General features: G+C 46.8%; 12 protein-coding genes. 3 read left to right on the top strand and 9 right to left on the bottom strand.

The genetic code is table 11. The annotated features are described in order from the left end of the window. Nucleotides 1–37: 37 nt before the first annotated feature. From CVT49_06305 to pckA, 9 genes are all read right to left on the bottom strand, one after another. Nucleotides 38–511, bottom strand: coding sequence for a DUF4411 domain-containing protein (locus CVT49_06305; GenBank protein PKK83860.1), 474 nt, complete (start codon nt 509–511; stop codon nt 38–40). A 9-nt stretch (nt 512–520) separates the two neighbouring features. Beyond that, on the bottom strand, nt 521–1657 hold the full coding sequence (locus CVT49_06300) for a hypothetical protein (GenBank protein PKK83859.1): 1137 nt from the start codon (nt 1655–1657) through the stop codon (nt 521–523). A gap of 85 nt (nt 1658–1742) precedes the next feature. Then, on the bottom strand, nt 1743–3008 hold the full coding sequence (gene kbl, locus CVT49_06295) for a glycine C-acetyltransferase (protein ID PKK83858.1): 1266 nt from the start codon (nt 3006–3008) through the stop codon (nt 1743–1745). A 131-nt stretch (nt 3009–3139) separates the two neighbouring features. After that, on the bottom strand, nt 3140–4387 hold the full coding sequence (gene kbl, locus CVT49_06290) for a glycine C-acetyltransferase (GenBank protein ID PKK83857.1): 1248 nt from the start codon (nt 4385–4387) through the stop codon (nt 3140–3142). Nucleotides 4388–4394: 7 nt separating this feature from the next. Then, the gene (locus CVT49_06285) at nt 4395–4646 is read right to left on the bottom strand and encodes a hypothetical protein (GenBank protein ID PKK83856.1); all 252 of its coding nucleotides are present in this window, start codon (nt 4644–4646) and stop codon (nt 4395–4397) included. A 31-nt stretch (nt 4647–4677) separates the two neighbouring features. Then, nucleotides 4678–6384 carry an acetate--CoA ligase gene (locus CVT49_06280; protein PKK83855.1) on the bottom strand — a complete coding sequence of 569 codons (1707 nt, stop codon included), beginning with the start codon at nt 6382–6384 and terminating at the stop codon, nt 4678–4680. A gap of 70 nt (nt 6385–6454) precedes the next feature. After that, a complete protein-coding gene (locus CVT49_06275; GenBank protein ID PKK83854.1) occupies nt 6455–7516 on the bottom strand; it encodes an L-threonine 3-dehydrogenase in 1062 nt (353 codons plus the stop codon). A gap of 128 nt (nt 7517–7644) precedes the next feature. Beyond that, a complete protein-coding gene (locus tag CVT49_06270; GenBank protein ID PKK83853.1) occupies nt 7645–8778 on the bottom strand; it encodes a 6-phosphofructokinase in 1134 nt (377 codons plus the stop codon). 13 nt (nt 8779–8791) lie between these two features. Continuing rightward, entirely contained in the window at nt 8792–10369 is a 1578-nt protein-coding gene (pckA, locus tag CVT49_06265; protein ID PKK83852.1) for a phosphoenolpyruvate carboxykinase (ATP), read from the bottom strand. Nucleotides 10370–10555: 186 nt separating this feature from the next. Here pckA and CVT49_06260 point away from each other — a divergent pair, with 186 nt between their 5' ends. The 3 genes from CVT49_06260 (at nt 10556) to CVT49_06250 (ending at nt 17029) form a co-directional block, all read left to right on the top strand. Further along, nucleotides 10556–13114, top strand: a complete 2559-nt coding sequence (locus tag CVT49_06260; protein PKK83851.1) for an alpha-glucan phosphorylase — start codon at nt 10556–10558, stop codon at nt 13112–13114. A 251-nt stretch (nt 13115–13365) separates the two neighbouring features. Next, a complete protein-coding gene (locus CVT49_06255) occupies nt 13366–14883 on the top strand; it encodes a peptidase M16 (GenBank protein PKK83850.1) in 1518 nt (505 codons plus the stop codon). Nucleotides 14884–14896: 13 nt separating this feature from the next. Continuing rightward, on the top strand, nt 14897–17029 hold the full coding sequence (locus CVT49_06250; protein PKK83849.1) for a hypothetical protein: 2133 nt from the start codon (nt 14897–14899) through the stop codon (nt 17027–17029). Nucleotides 17030–17114: the final 85 nt, after the last annotated feature.

The raw sequence follows: 17114 nt of genomic DNA, 5'->3' as shown, positions 1-17114 counted from the left end.
TTAAGTTACAAGGATTTTTTGTTAAATTGTGATTAATCTAAAATTTCCAATCTTCCTCGGTTAAAAATCCTTGAAGATCAATGCATTTGATACCAAAATGAATGCAAATATTTGGGATTTTGGAGGCGTTTTTCTTTAACTTTTCTTCCGTAACAACTATCGCATTATTCACCTTGGCTCTTGCGACAATAAATGGATCAGCCACTGGTAAACCACCCAATAATTTCTTGTTTTCTATATTTTGCTGGAAATGTTTTACAGTGTAAATTGTGGTGATAAATGAAAATTCTTCATTGGTCGGATTTGAGAAGAAGTATGGGTGTTTATTTGCCCAGTCCTTTATATATTGCCATCGATTCATCTCCTCCAGCTCACGCCGAACCTCTTTGACCGATACTGCTTCTTTGGAAATTACAAGTGGATTAAATTTTTCCCAAAAGGAGGGAAAATTCTGAAAATAATAATGTCTAAAAATCGAAGCCAGTGTATTATTATCAAAGACGTATTTCATTAATCGTTATCATCCAAATGCATAATGTTCAAAAGTAGATATATTTGTTTCTTTTATATTTAGATAACTAGATAAGTTTTCAGCAGAAATTTTATTCTGATAATATTTGCCAAATACGAGATTAATATATGTGTTGCCTAAATATGCGATTTGTGTATAATAATAATGTCCGCCCTTCTTTCGATTCTTATATTGATTTGCCCACTTCTCAGTCATTTTTCTGTAATATTCATTATCAATTAGACCATTATCTAAATATTTCCGCAAAATGACTTCGCGGCTAACTGAAAATTTATTTGCCAGTAACTGGAATTGCCGTTCAGAGACTTGTAGATTTTGCACATCAAATACTTTTTGTGGGACAATGATTTCACTGGCAAATTTATTGCATCCCATTTCAAATTTGAAATATTTTCTTTCGATTGCCTCCAAAACTCTATTATCTCTAAAATCAATACCGCCAAGATGATAAAAGAGATGCCCTAGCTCATGAAATAGAGTAAATATTTGCCTCGAATCAGGCATACTATTGTTTATAAATATTATTGGGTATTTATTATCATAAATACAAAATCCAGAAAAGTCATCATTGTGAAAAGCATCCTTAAAAACGAAAACACCCAGACTTTCAAATGCCTTTCGCCACTTCTTGAAGGCTTCGTCCAACGATTGCCATGTAAACTGGTCGTTAATTGAATAACCAAGATCTTTACGTACTTTTTCCGCAAGTAGAGGGATATTAGTATGTTCATCTAGTCTATATTTATCAACCAAAATAACCTCTGCCGGCTTGGCATTTTCAAAAAGCTCTTCCAGGTTAAATTGAAATATTTTTGCTTTGCGATATAACTTTATCATCTCAACAGGCAATTGCTCTATCAAAGTATTCGGCAAAGTCCTAAACTCAGTTTTCGGCGTTTCTTCTATTGGCACATCGGGAAAGAAAAAAACTGCCAGTGGTCTTTTGTAGATGTGATATGCCAGTTTTTCAAGTTGGGCATAAGTTGGTGCAGACTGACCCAATTCCCAATCTTTAATTTCTTCCTTTTTTCTGCGCATTTTTTGTGCGACTTCTTCTATTGAAAGTCCAATTGAAGTTCTTGCCCATTTCAGGATATCAGCATTTATTGGAATCGATTCACTCATTTTTGGTTCTCATTATATATTCTAATATTTAAGCCAAGACACATATCATTATAACTAATAATTAAATGTTGATGCAATTATTTTTTTACCCAATCACTTTATGTTTCCGGCCCACCCTGGTAAAGGCCTCAATCGCTTTGTCGATATGCTCCTTCGAATGAGCCGCCGAAATCTGAACCCTGATGCGCGATTTCCCCTTCGGCACCACCGGGAAGAAGAACCCCACCACGTAAATCCCCTCTTCATACAGGTCCCTGGCCATTATCTGGGAAAGCTGCGCGTCATTTTCGAATTTCCGGAACAGAATCGGGACAATCGGGTGAACCCCTTCGATTATGTCAAACCCCAAGCGGCTCATCTCGGCCCGGAAATATTTGGTGTTGTCCATGAGTTTCTGTCTTAAATCATCACTCTGGTCCAGTAAATCAAATGCGGCAATACCGGCCGCGGCAATCACCGGGGGAATAGTGTTCGAAAACAGGTATGGCCGCGATTTTTGCCTTAATATTTCGATAATCTCTTTCCGGCCGGTTGTGAAACCGCCCGAGGCGCCCCCCATCGCTTTGCCGAGAGTCGAGGTGATTATATCGACCTTGCCGAAAACATCGCAATACTCGATTGCGCCCCGCCCCCTTTTGCCCAGAACCCCGGTAGCGTGGGAATCATCAACCATAACCATCGCGTCATATATACCGGCCAGTTCGATTATCTTCGGCAGGTTGGCAATGTCGCCGTCCATCGAGAAAACGCCATCAGTCACAATAATAATATTTCTGGCCGGTACCGGCTCTTTGGCCAAACCGGGCCCGTCCCAGATATCCATTCCCTCACGGGCCTTCTTCAGGGCGCTTTCCAGGGAACGCATATCGGAATGTTCATAGAGAAATCTCTTTGCCTTGCATAAACGGATGCCGTCGATAATGCTGGCATGATTCAAGGCATCCGTAATTATGGCATCCTCGGCCCCCAGAATACTTTCGAACAGCCCGCCGTTGGCATCGAAACATGAAGAATAAAGAATCGTGTCTTCCGTCTGATAAAATGCCGAAATTTTCTGTTCCAGAACTTTGTGCAAATCCTGTGTTCCGCATATAAAGCGAACCGAAGCCAGCCCGTATCCGTATTTGTCGAGCGCCTCATGCGATGCTTTGATCAGACAGGGGTGATTAGCCAGGCCGAGATAATTATTGGCGCAGAAATTCAACACTTCGCGCGATTGCGATCCGGACGGGTAGCTGACTTCAATATTGGCTTTCTGATCGGACAAAATTATCCGTTCGTCCTTATACAGTCCGGAATCTTTTATTTTTATCAATTCCTGCTTAAGATCATATTTTACTCGCTGATACATCGGGTCTCCCCCCTTATTTCAATTCCTACTTATTTATAATAATCAGTGAATATACGGATACTGGGGTCAATTATGAAGAGCTGTTTTGATATGGATGGCAGGGGCGAATATTAATCGCCCCTGCCGCAGAATTACATCCCGTAGCGGTCAATAATTTCCTGTTTGGTCTTGTGAAGAATTTCGAATTTCTTGCCCGCTTTGATAAAAGCGGCAAGCGCCTTTTCGAGGTGATGAATTTCATGCGCCGCCGAAAGCTGGGTCCGGATTCGGGCCTGCCCTTTCGGAACCACCGGGAAAAAGAATCCGACCGCGTAAATACCGTCATCATACAGCATTCTCGCGATGTCCTGGGAAAGCTTGGCATTAAAAAGCATGACCGGGACAATCGGCGTCTCGCCTTCCTTGATAATAAACCCGGCTTCGGTCAGTCCTTTTCTCCAGAATTCGGTATTTTTCTCAAGCTTGTCGCGCCGTTCGGTCGTCTTGTTGATCAGCTCAAGCACTTTCAACGCGCCCGAGACCACCACCGGCGGAATTGTGTTCGAAAACAGGTACGGACGCGCCTTCTGACGGCACATTTCGACGATCTCTTTTCTTCCGGAAACACAGCCGCCCGAAGCGCCGCCGAGCGCCTTGCCCAGGGTCGTGGTGATGATATCTATTTTCCCGATCACGCCGCAATGCTCATGGGTGCCCCGCCCCGTTTTGCCGATAAAGCCGCTGGCGTGCGAATCATCGACAAACACCATTGCGTTGTACTTCTCGGCCAGTTCCACGATCTTATCGAGCTTGGCCAGATCGCCGTCCATCGAGAACGAGCCGTCGGTAATAATCAGTCTCAACCGGGCCTTCTGGTGGAACTGGAGTTTCTGCTCCAAATGCGCCATATCGGAATGCTTGAAATTATCGGTTTGCGCCTTGCACAGGCGCATACCATCGACGATCGAGGCATGCACCAGCCGGTCGGCAATCATGACGTCGGCATCGGTTAAAACCGCCTCGAAGACACCGGCGTTGGCATCCATACAGGATGGGAAAAGAATCGTGTCCTCGGTACCCAGAAAGGCGGTCAGTTTTTCTTCGAGTTCCTTATGAATATCCTGCGTTCCGCAAATGAACCGTACCGATGACATCCCATAACCGCGATGCTCCAGCCCCTTTCGTGCCGCCTCGACAACCTCCGGGTGCGACGACAACCCCAGATAGTTATTGGCACACATATTAATCACCTTTTTCTTGCTGGTGCCGGCGGGAAAAACAACCTCGATATCAGAGCTTTGCGGCGAACAGATAATCCGCTCTTCCTTGAATATACCGCCCTGACGAATCGCCTCAAGGTCGTTTATAAACATTTCTCTGACAGTATCGCTAAATGACATATTGCACCTACTGGACGTTGAATTTCTTCAGGACTTCGACGATGTTGTTGACCGAGTCGAAAGCCTCCGGGGTGGCTACATCATCCGGAATCTTGATATTGTACTTGTTTTCGAGAAACAACTTTAATGATACCATGGAAAATGAATCGACGATGCCGCCCGAAATCAGCGGCGTGTCGTACGTGACCTCACGATCGTCGTCCTCTTCGAGGTACTCATTCTTGACATATTCCAAAATTCTTTCTTTTGTATCCGACATAAAAATCTCCTTAATTTATTTAAATTTATGGTTATTCATCATTTTCAAGAGTTGAAGTGTCGCCGATTTCTTCGCCCCACTCCTTTGCTCTCAGTAATCGCCGCATAATTTTGCCGCTGCGTGTTTTCGGAAGCGACGCAACAAATTCGATCTCCTGGGGCATGGCCAGCGGCGATAGTTTCTTACGGACAAAATTCATGATGGCCAGGTTCAGATCCTTCGATGCTTCAAAACCGGGCTTGAGGGCGATAAATGCTTTGACCACTTCCATGTTGACCGGGTCCGGCTTGCCCACGACCGCCGACTCGGCCACCGCCTCGTGTTCCAGAAGGGCCGATTCGATCTCGAACGGGCCGACCAGGTGGCCGCCGGTGTTGATGACATCATCATCGCGTCCCACGAACCAGAAATAGCCGTCGTCATCGATACTGGCCCGATCGCCGCATATATACCAGCCGTTTTTGAATTTCGATTTGTAGGTGGATTCATTGTTCCAATAGGTCCTGAACATCGAGGGCCAACCCGGCCTCAGAGCTATCAATCCGACTATGCCGGTGCGCGGAATCGGCTCATGCGTATTCAGATCCACTACCGTTGCCGTAATTCCCGGAAACGGCTTGCCCATCGAGCCGGGCTTTATCTTCATATTGGGATAGTTGGAAATCACCATACTGCCTGTTTCGGTCTGCCAGTAAGTATCATGGAACGGCAGGCCGAAGGCCTCCTCGGACCAGATAACCGCCTCGGCATTGAGTGGTTCGCCGACCGAACAAAGATGTCTGAGCGATGATAAATCATATTTCCTGACGGCTTCGGTCCCCTCTTTCATCAATGAACGAATCGCGGTCGGTGCGGAGTACCACACCGTGATTTTATGTTTTTCAATAAATTTGTACCAGGTCTCGGCCTTAAAACCTGAATCAAGGACACATTGGGTGATGCCGCAGGCCCATGGCCCGATAATTCCGTAAGAAGTGCCGGTCACCCAGCCCGGATCCGCGGTGCACCAGTATATATCTTCATCCTTAAGATCGAGAACGTACTTTGTCGTTATGTACTGAGAAATAAGCGAATAGTGGACGTGCTGTGCACCTTTCGGTTGGCCGGTTGTACCTGATGTATAGTGCAGGACCGAAGGTGTCTCGGCTTTGGTTGGAAAAATATCAATACTCTCTATTCTCTCCGCTTTGTCCATCGAGAAAGCGATTTCCCTTTCCCGAAGCGGCTTGCTGCCGTCATCATCGATAACGATAATGAATTCAAGATCGGGCAGAGTACTTACAATATTGCGGACCTTGGGCAAATGCTTCTTCTGCGTCATGATCGCCCTGGTCTTGGCATTTTCAAGGCGTGTCAGGAGCGATTCCGATCCAAAAGCCGAAAACAAAGGCTGTGCGATCCCGCCCATCTTGAGAATGCCCAGGAACCCGAAATACAATTCCGGGACCCTGTCCATAAAAATGCAAATACGATCGCCGTTTTGAAGCCCCAGATTCATGAGAAAATGCGCAATGGAATTAGTCAGCAGCCTCATATCGTCAAAAGTGTATTTCCTGACAGTGCCGCTGTAACCTTCCCAGATAAGGGCCAGTTTGTCTTTCTTTCCCATACGGCAGATCCGGTCGGTGCAATATTCACCGATATTGATTATATCCCCTTTTTTATAACCCAGCTCCTGTTCTGAGATTTCCCAGCTGAAATCTTTGACCTTCTCTTCGTAAACTCCAAGATTCGTCATTACAAATCTTCCTCTTTTATATTAGCATGTGCTATTTGAAATGTGAATGTGTTTACCTTTTTCAGATGTCTCATCTTCCCGGCGGTTCCATCAAAAGAACAATCTTCGACGATGGTACCTTTCCCGATGCGGCGATGTCAATTGCTTCCATAAAATCGGTAAAAGGGAATTGGTGACTGATCACCGGACTGATATCTATCCTGCCGAAATCAAGAAGATTCTTTAATTGATACCATGTCTCAAACATCTTGCGGCCGTTAATACCTATAATTTTTGCACCTTTAAAAACCACATTCTCGGCCATATCGAATTCAAATGGCGCCGAAGCAATTCCGAAGGCGGTGAAGGTTCCGGTTCTGCGAAGAATCGCAAATCCGTCGTTGACCGCATTCTTGTTGCCGGCCATGTCCAGAACCACATCGACCCCACCGGAGGTTTCTTCTATAATCCTTCGCCGATAATCATTATCAGTCGTGACATTAATCGATACATCCGCCCCCATGCGACGGCAAATATCAAGGTTAAAATCGATCATCCCCAGATTATATATTAATGCGGCGCCGACCGCCCTGGCAACACCGCAGGCAAATGCCGCGATTGGGCCGTCACCGATAATGGCAATCTTTTTTGCCGACACGTTACTTTCCATCACGGTATAAACGGCATTTCCCAATGGCTCCTGAACCGATGCGAAGGCGGGTGACATGTCAGGATGGTTTTTCCAGCAGCAAATTTCCGGGATGACCGCATATTCGGCGAAAATACCGTTAACATCCACTCCAAGTATGGACAGATTCTGACAGAGATGCATGTTTCCTGTCTTGCACATGAAGCAGTGGCCGCATGGAATATGCGTTTCCGCTGAAATAAAATCTCCGATCCTGATGGCCTCGACAGCCGAGCCGATTTCAACCACTTCACCGCAACATTCGTGACCAAAAATCATAGGCGGCTTAATTCTTCTTTCAGCCCATTTATCCCAGTTATAAATATGTTTATCGGTACCGCAAATGGATGCCGCTTTGATTTTTATGAGGGCTTCATTTGATTTGGGGCGCGGAATTTTGGCCTTATTCAATTCCGCCCCGGCAGCCGGTCGTACTTTCATAGCCGCCAGCATTGTACCGGTCATTTAACTTCCTCTTACACGCTTATGTTCAACTCGGGAAAAAATACGGTTTTGCACTCGAAAAGTCAAATTCTTTACAGGAATAAAGAAAAGGCCCCGAAGGGCCTCTTAAATGTCATTTACAGAAATAGTTATTTTGCCACGGTCTGTTCGGTTTTAAGAACATCGATGCTTTCAACGCCAAGCGACGTATCCAGCGACAGGGCCGCTTTCAGCAATGGTGTATCATAGCTGACTTTACGAATTCGGCCGGCAACATCGATAATCGGAACCGAATCGATTCCGCCGCCCCGCAACGCCACCATTTGACCGAATTTCCCGGCATAGGCCAGGCGAACCGACTCACAGCCAAACTGGCTGGCCAGCAGCCGATCGAATGCGGTCGGCGTGCCGCCGCGGAGAAGATGCCCCAAAATCGTCACCCTGGTTTCGATATTGGCAATTCCCTCGATCTGGGCCGCCAGTTGATTGGAAATTCCGCCAAGGCGTAACTGGTCCGGGCTGTTTTTAACCACTTTTTTGACCACCATATCGCCGCCTTCCGATTTGGCGCCCTCACCGATGACAATAATGCTGAAATTGCGGCCCCGGCGGTTTCTGGATCTGATTTTATCGACTATCACATCGATATGGTATGGGATTTCGGGAATCAAAATAATATCGCCGCCGCCTGCGACTCCTGAAGCCAGCGCCAGCCATCCCGCATAACGGCCCATAACTTCGACTATCATCACCCGGTGATGGGCCTGGGCAGTGGTATGGATCTTATCGATGGCATCGGTGGCCGAGGCCAGCGCCGAGTCAAAACCAAAAGTCTGATCAGTTCCCCAGAGATCATTGTCGATCGTTTTGGGAACACCGATTATCTTGAGTCCCTTCTGGGCCATACCGTTGGAAGCCGCCATGGTGCCGTCTCCGCCGATCGCAATCAGGGCGTCAAGTCCGAGCCTTTCGAAATTCTGAACCGCCTGTGAGGAGCGGTCGAGATAGATATATTCATCCCCCTGAAGCACCGGATAGTGAAACGGGTCGGCGCGATTTGAGGTGCCGAGAATGGTCCCGCCAAGAGCCAGAATGCCCGAAACATCCGATGATTTCAGTGTCTTATAGCGATTCTCGATCAATCCCTCATAGCCGTCCAGAAAGCCGACCACTTCCATGTCATAATCGCTGATAGCGGTCTTCACGACCGCCCGAATGACGGCATTCAAACCGGGGCAGTCTCCGCCTCCGGTCAAAACGCCGATTTTCATTTTTTCTGCCATACTTTTGCCCTGTTTAATTCATCTCCGTAATTTTTTCGGTGGCCTCATCCTTTTTGAACTCAAGATAAACATTCTCAAACATTTCGGCAAGCTTTCGTGCCTCGGTTTTGTATTTATCTTTATCGGCCCAGCCCAGAGCCGGGTTCAGCAACTCGGCCGGCACTCCGGGACATGTTTTGGGAATTTCCAAGCCGAATATGTCGTCTTTCCAATATTCGGATTTTTCCAAGGTCCCCTCCAGAATAGCCTTAATAATTGCCCGCGTATGGGCAATGCTGATTCTTTTTCCGATTCCATAGGGTCCATTGACCCAGCCGGTATTCACCAACCAGCAGGAAACCTTGTGTTTCTTAATCTTGTCCCGCAACAGATGAGCATAAACGGTCGGTTCCAGTGCCATAAACGGGGACCCGAAACAGGAACTGAAGGTCGCTTTGGGCTCGGTTATGCCTATTTCGGTGCCGGCCACTTTGGCGGTATAACCTATCAGAAAATACTTTTGTGTCACTTCCGGGGTCAATCTGGTCACCGGCGGCAGGACACCAAACGCATCCGCCGTCAGGAGGATTATGTGACTCGGGTTTCCCCCCAGACCGTCCGGAGCGCTGTTTTTAATGTGAGTTATGGGATAGGCGGCGCGAGTATTTTCGGCGAGACTGGAATCATTCAAATCGATGCGCCTGGTATCGATATCGATGGCCACATTCTCCAGCACGGTCCCGAATTTACGGGTGCACTCGTAAATATCCGGTTCTCCTTCCTGAGAGAGCCGAATAACCTTGGCATAACAGCCCCCCTCAAGATTGAAAATCCCTTTTTCGCTCCATCCATGCTCATCATCGCCGATTAACTTTCGATCGGGGTCGGTGGAAAGGGTTGTCTTGCCTGTTCCCGAAAGTCCGAAAAATATCGCGGTATCCCCTTTTTCCCCCATATTGGCCGAACAATGCATCGAAAGCACATTCTTTTGCGGCAGATAATAATTTTGCACCGTGAAAATGGCCTTTTTTATTTCTCCGGCGTAGGCCGTCCCGCCGATGATAACAAGTCTCTTTTCGAAATTGAGAATAACGAAAGATTCGGAATTGGTGCCGTCCAATTCAGGATTAGCGTGGAAATTCGGGATATGAATAACGGTAAACTCCGGTTCGAAACCATCCAATTCATCGCGACTTGCCATTCTTATAAACATGTTGCGGACAAAGAGGTTATGCCACGCTGTTTCATTTATTACTCTAACTGCCATACGATAATCGGGATCGGCGCCCGAATAACAATCCTGAACATAGAGCTGTTTGCCCTGGAGATAAGCCAGTATTCGGTAATATAGAATGTCGAATTTTTTTCCGTCAAAGGGCCGATTTTCCTTGCCCCACCAAACCTTTCCTTCCGATGTCGATTCCCTGACGATAAATCTGTCTTTGGGAGACCTCCCCGTATGATGACCGGTTCTTACAACATAAGGGCCAAGATGGGCAATGAAGCCCTCTCTGTTTCTGACTGATTCGGCATAAAGGGCCGGTGTCGGAAGATTGCGATAGACAACGCCGCTATTCCGGATGCCGTATCTTTCAAGAATTTTGCTTTCCATTTTATACTCCTGTTTCTATTGGGCCGATATTGCCGGTAATTGCCTCCCTTGAGCCTAAATATCGGTATTTTATCTTGTATATTAATTCTGTATTGTCTAAATTTGAATACGTATTATGTCGAAGCTTACATTGTAAAAAGGATTTTTGCAAATAAATAAGGATTATTTGAGTGAAAGACCTTCGCCATGAAAATTAGACAATTTTTGGTTCTGCCCAATCTTCCCGAAAAAATACATCGGCTCAGAGAGCTGGCAATGAATTTATGGTTTTCCTGGAATTGGGATATTGTCAAGCTGTTTATCAGAATTGACTCCGATCTCTGGGAAAAATCATATCAGAATCCGATTGAAATGCTGGCCTATCTGCCGCAGCAAAAACTGGAAGAAGTCGCCCAGGATGAGGCCTTTCTGGCCAATCTGGATCGGGTTTATGCCGATTACCAGGATTATTTGAAGGCCGGCCGGTGGTTTCAAAAGCAATATCCCGAACATACTAATGCCAAAATTGCCTACTTTTCCTGCGAATATGGTATCGATACCGGTTTGCCCATCTATTCGGGCGGCCTCGGGATTCTCTCCGGTGACCATTTGAAAGCTTCCAGTGATCTGGGCATTCCTCTTGTCGCGGTCGGATTATTATATCGTTACGGCTACTTTCGTCAGTTTCTTTCCTCCGATGGATGGCAGCAGGAAAGGTATGAAGAAAACGACTGGTACCATATGCCGGTTGTCTTGGAAAAAGACAGCGAAGGCAATCCGATTAAATTCAATATCGATTTCGGCGGGACTCCCGTAAAGGTTCAAATATGGCGCGTTATGGTTGGTATTACTCCCCTGTATCTTATGGATACCAATATTCCGGATAATCCCTCCAAGTTCAGGGAAATCACTTCCGTGCTGTACAGCGGCGACAAGGACACCCGCCTGAAACAGGAAATCCTTCTTGGTATCGGTGGTATCCGGGCGCTGGAAACCCTTGGAATCAAACCCGCGGTGTACCATATGAACGAGGGTCATTCGATGTTCCTGCTGCTGGAAAGAATGAAATCGCTGGTGGAAAAGGAGAAGCTTAGTATCTCCGAAGCCGCTCAGGTGATCTGGTCGACCACAGTCTTTACAACGCATACTCCGGTGCCGGCCGGCAACGAGCAGTTTGATCCCAAGCTGATGGAAACTTACCTGAAACCTTATGTCGAAGGCATCGGTATGACCTGGCAGAAATTTCTGGCGGTCGGCCGCGTTTTCAACAGTGATAGCGAACCATATAATATGACCGCCGCCGCTTTGAAGTCGGCCGCTTTCTGCAACGGGGTCTCGCAGCTTCATGGCAAAGTCTCCCGCAAAATGTGGCACAATATATGGCCCAATCTCCCCGCCGAAGAGGTCCCTATAACCTCCATAACCAACGGGGCGCATTTGCGCTCATGGCTGAGCCATGACATGGTCGATTTATTCGATACTTATTTCGGCCCCAAATTTACCAAACAGTCTTTGCTGTTCGAAGACTGGAAAAGTATTAATAAAATTCCCGATGCCGAATTGTGGCGGGTTCATCAAAGACGTCGCGAGCGCCTGGTATTTTTCGCCCGCAAACGTCTTCAAAAGCAGCTTGAGCGCCGCGGTGCCCCGGTCCATGAAGTCAGGAAAGCCGATGAAGTCCTCGACCCGCGTATTTTGACCATTGGTTTTGCGCGCCGCTTTTCATCTTATAAGAGGGCTTTCCTGTTATTCAAAGATGTCGATCGTATTCTGAAAATAATCGGGAATAAAGATATGCCGGTGCAAATTCTGCTGGCCGGCAAGGCCCATCCGCTCGATAATCCCGGGAAAGAGATTATTAAGAATATCCTTCAGGTCTCCGCTCGCGATGAATTCCGTCGCCATATTGTCTTCCTTGAAGACTACGATATCAATGTCGCGCGCTATCTCGTGCAGGGCGTTGATGTCTGGCTCAACAACCCCCGCCGCCCGCAGGAAGCCTCGGGAACCAGCGGCATGAAGGCCGCCATCAACGGTGCCGTCAATGTTTCTGTTCTCGACGGCTGGTGGTGCGAGGGTTACAGCCCCGAAACCGGTTTTAAAATCGGTAACGGCGAGGAGTATGCCAATGCCGAATATCAGGACAATCTCGAGAGCCAGTTCCTTTATGATGTTCTCGAGAGAGATGTCATCCCCCTCTTTTATAAGAGGGATGCCGCCAATTTTCCTAACGACTGGGTAAAAATCGTCAAGAATTCGATGATCATGGCCTGCACCCGTTTTAGTTCTCACCGGATGGTTAAGGATTACTCCAACATGTTTTACGCCCCGGCTATCAAGGCCCACGAGGCTTTCACCGCCAATAATTATGAAATCGCACGGGGTATGGCTAAATGGCGCTCGAATCTACACTATCAATGGGATAAAATTACACTCGATGATATCGAAACGCCCTCAATGGAAGAATCGCCCAAAGTCGGCGACAAAATACCGGTGCATCTTAAAGTCAACCTGGGTGCCATCTCCCCCGACGATGTCACCGTTGAAGTTATCGCGGGTAATTTGAATTCACTGGAACAGATGGATAATTATGAGCCGGTCCCGGCGACTCGGGTTAATGGTGATAATCTTGAAAACGGGCAGCATAAATATGAAGCCGAAGTTACCTGCAAAGAGTCCGGCCGTTTCGGTATTGCCGCCCGGATCATGCCGCATAATGTCAATCTGATTCACAATTATTTGCCCCGAATGATTAAATGGTGGTAGAAATTATTGAATATGCAATTGTCATTTAAGAGTGAAGTTAATCTTCACTCTTTTTTCTACTTTAAAATCCAGTAAAAGGTCCTCCCTGCAATACTAAATAATTCCCGGACTTGACATTCTGAATATTTCTTTCAATATTCCATAAAACATGAAATTGAATAATCATATATTTGATAAATAACTTGTATTGCAGGCAATAGGTTTGAATGTTGATATTTTAAATATATTACCACTTAAGGAGGAGTTTTAATATGAAGCCTTTCAGATCATTACCGTATGCTCTGATTATTATGGTTCTGATGGCTGCCGGGCCGGTCCTTTCTTTTGAATTTTCGGAAATCGAAAAGCAGATTGTTGAGTACAAACTGGACAACGGCCTGACCATCATTATCCTTCCCCGGCATGATGCCCCGGTGGTGTCATGTGTCACCCATGTCGATGCCGGATGTGTCGATGACCCGATGGGAAGCATGGGGATGGCCCATATGTTCGAACATATGGCCTTCAAAGGTACTCGCGAAATCGGGACCACCGATATTAAGAAAGAATTAAAATGGATTGACGAGGAAGACCGTATTTTTGAACTTATTCTTGCCGAACGGGCCAAAGGCGAATTGGCCGATTCCGCTTTGCTGGCTTCCCTCGATAAACAGCTTGCGGCCGCAGCCGATTCTTCGGATCAATATGTCATTACCAATGAATTCGGTCAAATCGTCGAAAGCGAAGGCGGCATCGGCATGAACGCCGGAACCAGTTATGATAATACCGTCTATTATATAAATTATCCTTCCAATCGGCTGGAATTATGGATGGCCATGGAATCCGACCGCTTTGCCAACCCGGTTCTCCGACAACTCTATAAGGAAAAGCAGGTTATTGCCGAAGAACGTCGCTTCCGGGTAACTTCCTCCCCCACCGGGAAACTTTTCCTGAATGAATTTCTGGGCCTGGCCTTTAATTCTCACCCCTACGGCAAATGTATGGTTGGTGAGATGGAAGAAATTCAGAATTATAATCGTCCGGTAATGCGCCGGCAGCTCTCCAGCCATTATGTTCCGCGCAACATGGCGATCGCCATCGTCGGGGACGTCAACCCCGATGAAGTCATCCGGCTCGCCAAAAAATATTTCGGCCGTCTCGAGGATCACCCTAAGCCGCGGCCCGTCATGATTACAGAAGAGGCTCCGTTTGGTGTTCGGACGTCGACGATTTATGAAAATTCACAGCCCATGTTTATTATGGGTTACCGGATTCCTCCCGCCGTTGATCCCGATTATACCGCCCTCAGCGCCCTGGCAAGTTACCTCGGTTCGGGACGAACATCCGCGTTGTACAAGAATCTTGTAAAAGATAAAAAAAGCGCCGTTGAAGCCTCTGCTTTTACCGGATTTCCCGGGGAAAAATTTGAAACCTTGTTTGGCGTCTTTTGCATTCCTTCCAATGATTTTACTAATGCCGAAAATGAAAGCATGATTCTCTCCGAAATCGAAAAAGTGCGCACGGAACCGATACCGGATTCCGAATTGGAAAAGATCAAGGCCAAGGCCAAATCCGGCCTGATTAATGCTCTTGCTTCCAATTCCGGGATGGCCGCCCAATTGGCCGACTATTATTTCACCAAGGGCGACTGGCGGGAATTATTCAAAGAGATCGATCGAGTCAATGCCCTGACCGCCGATGATTTGAAAAAAGCGGCCGAAAAATACCTTGATCCTGACAAGCGAGTCGTCGCCTATCTTGAAAAACCGGTCGAAGATAAAAGCAATTAATTAGGAGTGATATATGCATAAGGCTATAAAAATAATCGGATTATGTTCAATCGTTTTCGCCTTGTTGACTGGCCCAGCAGTCGATGCGGCCAGAACGATTGATAATATTAAATTCCCCCCTCTTCACACCATTGAGATTCCGGATATAGAGAAAATCCCGCTGGCCAATGGGATTACGCTGTATATACTCGAGGACCATGAATTACCCGTGGTCCGTGCCAATGTTTTCCTGGCGGCCGGAAGTTTTCTCGATCCGGCCGACAAGATCGGCCTCGGGGAAATCACCGGTGACGTCATGCGAACCGGCGGGACGGCGCGCATGAGCGGTGATGAAATTGATGAGGCGCTGGAAGCTATCGGCGCATCAATAGAAGTTAATATCGGAACCACCAGTGGTACCGCGGGTATGAATATCCTCTCGGAATATTCCGATACCGGATTGGAAATTCTGGCCGACATCCTCCGAAATCCGCAGTTCAATCAGGATAAGATCGATTTGGCCAAAAATCGGAAGAGAACCGAGATCTCGAGCCGGAACGACGAACCCTTTAGTGTGTGTATCCGTGAATTCAAGAAGATCATTTATGGCGCGGATTCACCTTATGCCCGGCAGACCGAGTACGCTACCGTCAACAGCATTACCCGCGAAGACCTGATCGACTTCCACAATAAATATATCTCTCCCGAGAATGTTATGATTGCCGTCTGGGGCGATTTTGATAAAGCCGAAATGACCGCCAAAATCAAAAAATATTTCGGCGATTGGCCCAAGGGGGCCGGAAAAGTCCCCAAACTGCCTGAAGTTAATTATGAATTCAAACCGGGTGTGCATTATATCGAAAAAGAGAATATCACCCAGTCAAATATATTAATTGGTCATATCGGCGGCCTGACCGGCGATCCCGATTTCTTTGCTCTGACCGTTGCCAATAATGTTTTGGGTGGAAGCTTCGGCAGTCGTATGTTCAATGAGGTTCGCAGTAAAAAGGGGCTGGCTTATTCCACCGGCGGTATGTTTACAACCAACATTGCCTTTCCCGGAATATATTATAACTATGTAATAACCAAGCTGGAATCCACCGCGGAAGCGATTAAGGCGGTGATGACTGAAATTCGCCGGATGCAAACCGATCCGCCCACCGAGGAAGAATTACAGCGTGCCAAATCCAGCTACCTGAATTCTTTTGTCTTCAATTTCGATTCCAAGGGCGAAATAATCAACCGTATGATGACCTATGATTACTATGATTTCCCGCAGGATTTTCTGTATACCGTCAAAGAAAATATTGAAAAAGTGACGGCCGCCGATGTTATCGATGTTGCCAAACGCCGGTTTCATCCGGATGAAATGCACATCGTAGTGGTCGGCATACAGGACCAGTTCGATCAACCGCTGTCCACTTTTGGCCGGGTGGATCAGATAGATATTAGCATTCCCTCCGGAGAGGTCGCTGAAGAGGTCGTGGTCAACGAGGAATCGCTGGCCCGGGGTCTGGAATTGCTTAAGGCCGCGGCCGGGGCCTGCGGCGGGATTGAGTCCTTTAAAAAAGTAACTTCGATATCCTCGAAGAGCGACATTGCTCTGGTTCTGCCCCAGGGAAAAATATCAATTTCCGCCACTTCATACAACGTTTTCCCGGATAAAAGCAAGGAAATAGTAAATACGCCCATGGGTGAAATTGTTACGGTGACTGATGGTGAAACAGGCTGGATGCAGCAGGCGGGCAATACCATGGACATGACATCCGAGCAGGTTGCCGAATCCAAGGAAGATGAATTTCGCAACACCATGCGCATATTTCAGGACCTTGAAAATCCTCAATTCAAAGCTGTCTTTGTCAAATCTGAAGATTTCAACGGCCGGCCGGCCGATATTGTCAAAATTTCATCTTTGGACGACGCCATGTCATTTAAACTGATCCTCGATTCCGAGACACACCTGCCGGTCGGTAAGATGTTTTTTGGCAACACAATTATGGGTCCGGGTAATCTGACTCATATTATATCCGATTATCGGGATATCTCTGGCCTAAAGATCCCCTTCTCGATCATAATTGAATCCGACGGCAAAGCAACCGCGGAAATTACTCTGAGCGAATTGAAAATAAACCCGGCGATTCCAGAAGATACCTTCAAGCGGCCCTGAAAAATGGACATTTGTATTAACCCCGTCTGTTTATAGGCGGGGTTTTTTATTTTTTGATCAAAGTGTTTGGCAAATTACTTTTACT

This window comes from candidate division Zixibacteria bacterium HGW-Zixibacteria-1, assembly GCA_002838945.1.
Lineage (GTDB): Bacteria > Zixibacteria > MSB-5A5 > GN15 > PGXB01 > PGXB01.
This window is presented reverse-complemented; position numbering and strand designations above follow the sequence as displayed.

Excerpts from the sequence above, each read along its gene's own strand:
- pckA (PKK83852.1), bottom strand. The coding sequence starts at position 10,369 with ATGGAAAGCAAAATTCTTGAAAGATACGGCATCCGGAATAGCGGCGTT.
- kbl (PKK83858.1), bottom strand. The coding sequence starts at position 3,008 with ATGTATCAGCGAGTAAAATATGATCTTAAGCAGGAATTGATAAAAATA.
- CVT49_06300 (PKK83859.1), bottom strand. The coding sequence starts at position 1,657 with ATGAGTGAATCGATTCCAATAAATGCTGATATCCTGAAATGGGCAAGA.
- CVT49_06270 (PKK83853.1), bottom strand. The coding sequence starts at position 8,778 with ATGGCAGAAAAAATGAAAATCGGCGTTTTGACCGGAGGCGGAGACTGC.
- CVT49_06260 (PKK83851.1), top strand. The coding sequence starts at position 10,556 with ATGAAAATTAGACAATTTTTGGTTCTGCCCAATCTTCCCGAAAAAATA.
- kbl (PKK83857.1), bottom strand. The coding sequence starts at position 4,387 with ATGTCATTTAGCGATACTGTCAGAGAAATGTTTATAAACGACCTTGAG.
- CVT49_06255 (PKK83850.1), top strand. The coding sequence starts at position 13,366 with ATGAAGCCTTTCAGATCATTACCGTATGCTCTGATTATTATGGTTCTG.
- CVT49_06275 (PKK83854.1), bottom strand. The coding sequence starts at position 7,516 with ATGACCGGTACAATGCTGGCGGCTATGAAAGTACGACCGGCTGCCGGG.
- CVT49_06280 (PKK83855.1), bottom strand. The coding sequence starts at position 6,384 with ATGACGAATCTTGGAGTTTACGAAGAGAAGGTCAAAGATTTCAGCTGG.
- CVT49_06285 (PKK83856.1), bottom strand. The coding sequence starts at position 4,646 with ATGTCGGATACAAAAGAAAGAATTTTGGAATATGTCAAGAATGAGTAC.
- CVT49_06305 (PKK83860.1), bottom strand. The coding sequence starts at position 511 with ATGAAATACGTCTTTGATAATAATACACTGGCTTCGATTTTTAGACAT.
- CVT49_06250 (PKK83849.1), top strand. The coding sequence starts at position 14,897 with ATGCATAAGGCTATAAAAATAATCGGATTATGTTCAATCGTTTTCGCC.